Annotated in this window: 2 protein-coding genes; one reads left to right on the top strand and one right to left on the bottom strand. The window is 57.9% G+C overall.

The genetic code is table 11. The annotated features are described in order from the left end of the window. Nucleotides 1-281: 281 nt before the first annotated feature. On the top strand, nt 282-2510 hold the full coding sequence (locus tag ACXJL8_RS38240; protein WP_456624353.1) for an MASE1 domain-containing protein: 2229 nt from the start codon (nt 282-284) through the stop codon (nt 2508-2510). Here the strand turns inward: ACXJL8_RS38240 and ACXJL8_RS38235 are convergent. Next, nucleotides 2505-2840 (bottom strand): response regulator transcription factor (locus tag ACXJL8_RS38235; protein ID WP_456686729.1); only part of this gene is annotated, 336 nt, incomplete at its 5' end. The two genes, ACXJL8_RS38240 and ACXJL8_RS38235, sit on opposite strands and share 6 nt — an antisense overlap.

Here is a 2840-nt window from a genome sequence, read left to right as displayed (position 1 = left end):
ATGGCAGTCTATTCAGTTCTGTCAATGTCCTCAGTTGCTACCGTTCTCATGGCTGGCAATGTCCTAGGCCCAAAGCATTCGTCCGGAAGGCCCCGTCTCCGTTTTATTCACCGCCACGCCCATTCCAACCCCCAAGCCGATGCCGATCGGCATCGGTAGAGAGTTTGCCCTCGTGAACCAAACACACGCCATCTCTTCGTCCGTCAGCAGACTGCAGTGATCAATTCGATCTGAGCGCATCTTGCCGAGTTTTACATTGTCGCACCGGTCGGACGTTGGGGGTGTCGATCAACCGCTTGGTAAACAAAGTAGCGATCTTCGATCCTTGTCAGGGAGATCAAAAGGTCAGCCATGATGGACAATCCAACTGCCTGGTCCAGGCGTCGACGATGACCGATCCACGATCGCTAGCGCCGGAGATAAATTTTCGCCGAGGCACCAGGTATGCCGGCAGCCTGGTCGCGATTGGAGTGACCTATTTCGTCCTGGCAAAAGGCGGCCTCGCTCTCGCCTCTGTTCATCCCAGTGCAACGCCCATCTGGCCACCGACGGGTCTCGCGCTGGCGGCGGTGCTGTTGTGGGGGTATCGGACCTGGCCCGCAATCTTCATTGCCGCGGTGATCGCCAATGCGACCACCGCCGGCTCGGTTGTCACCGCAATTGCGATTGCGACCGGCAACACTCTTGAGGCCGTTGTTGGCGCTTATCTGGTCAATCGATGGTCGCGCGGACGTCATACGTTTTCGAGACCAAATTCTGTCGCGAAGTTTGCTCTGATCTGCATCGTGATCGCGACGCCGATCAGCGCCAGCATTGGACTGACCAGCCTGGCGACCGCCGGGTACACCGATCGGACCAATTTCGCGAACGCCTGGGTCACATGGTGGCTGGGAGATGTGACCGGCGCGCTGGTCATTGCCCCCGTTATCGTGCTTTGGGCATCAAGCCACGACCATGCTTTCAACCGCAATGATTTTTTGGAGACGGTCGGCGTCCTCGCAACAGCGGCGGCCGTTGGCCTCATTGCTTTCAGTCCCTTGATCGAGCAAACGCCGAGCAGAGATCCACTGGGTTTTCTCGCGATCCTGCCGATGTTGTGGGCGGCGCTGCGCCGCGGCCCACGTGACACCGCAACGGTTGCGCTGGTGCTTGCAGGCATCACGGTTTGGGGGACGCTCACGGGCGGCGGCCCCTTCACGACCGCGGACATCAACGTTTCATTCCTGCTGGTGTTGATGTTCCTGATCAGCATTACGGTTCCGAGCTTGTTACTGAGCGCCGACGTCGAGGTCCGCAAAAGGGGGGAGAAACGTCTGCGCCGCGCGCAAATCGAACTCGAACGGAAGGTCGCGGAGCGTACGCAGGAGCTCGAGCTCGCCAATGCAGCAAAATCGCGCTTCCTTGCCATGGCAAGCCACGATTTGCGGCAGCCACTGCATGCGCTGGGCTTGTTCGTTGCCCAGCTGCGCATGCCGCTCAGATCGGGGGAACGGACAAGGACGATCGAGCTGGTCGATGCAACGCGCAAGGAAATGGATGAAATGCTCAATTCGCTGCTGGATATGTCCAAGCTGGATGCTGGAATCCTCATACCCACAATTACCGAATTCCCGATCGCGCGCCTGTTGCAAAAAATAGAGACGACGTTTGATCAGGCAACGCGAGAAACGGGCTTGCGTCTACGCGTCAGGCGAAGCGACGCCTGGGTGCGGAGCGACGCCATGCTGCTCGAACGCATACTGCTCAATTTGGTATCCAACGCTGTGCGCTATACCTTGCGGGGTGGGATCATTGTCGGCTGTCGCCGGCGCGGTCAAATGTTGCGCATCGAAGTATGGGATAGTGGTCCCGGCATTCCCGAGGATCAGAAACAGAATATCTTTGGCGAGTTCATTCAACTGGCCGCCCGAGACCGGAACCGGTACGGCAGCATGGGGCTCGGCTTGGCTATTGTCGACAGGCTTCGCCTGCTTCTCAACCATCCAATCGACTTGGCTTCGACCGTGGGCCGAGGTTCGCGATTCGCGATCCTGGTTCCGATGGCCGATGAATGCGACACATCCGCCGAGCCCGTCGACTCTCCCCACCCCGCGGCCTTTGCAGTCGAAGGCAAGGTCGTTCTTGTTATTACCGATGCTCCAATTGCCCAGGAGGGAACGGGTGGATTGCTTGGCATATGGGGATACACCGCCCTTACCACCGGATCCGACGACGCGGCACTTACCCGACTTGCGGAACGCCAACAGCGCCCCGATCTCATCATCTCGGATTATCACCTTGCGAATGGAAAGACCGGGATCCGAGCCATTGAACAAATCAATGCGGCGTTCGGTTCGTCCATTCCAGCTATTCTCATCAGCGGCGATACGGCACCTGAACCAGCACGCGAGGTCAGGGATAGAGGATACATCTTGCTGCACAAGCCTGTCGATCCGATGCGGCTCCGCGCTGTCATGCACGAGCTCTTGATGGATCATGACGATGGGAGGGATACCCGGGCGGCTTCATGACTCGGATTTCGGCGGCGATTCCCAGCCCATTTTTCCTACTTTTAYGACTGCCTCGGTGCGGCTCGTTACGCTGAGCGCCTTGAGAACGACCGTGATGTGATTTTTCACCGTCGGCACTGCCATGTTGAGCGTCTTGGCAATGATCTTGTTGCTTTTTCCCTTCATCAGAAGCGCAAGCACTTCGATCTGCCGATCGGTCAATCCGAGACCCCTGAGAAAGTCGGGCGTCGTTGGTTCATTCGTAAGCCGCGGTGTTTCCTCCAGAATTTCAGAGGGAATGTAAATACCGCCAGAGAACACCAACTCAATGGCGTTGAGCATGACCTCTCG

The sequence above is a fragment of the Bradyrhizobium sp. P5_C11_2 genome (genome assembly GCF_054049755.1).
Note: the sequence above shows the minus strand (reverse complement) of the source record. Positions and strands in the feature narration are given on the sequence as shown.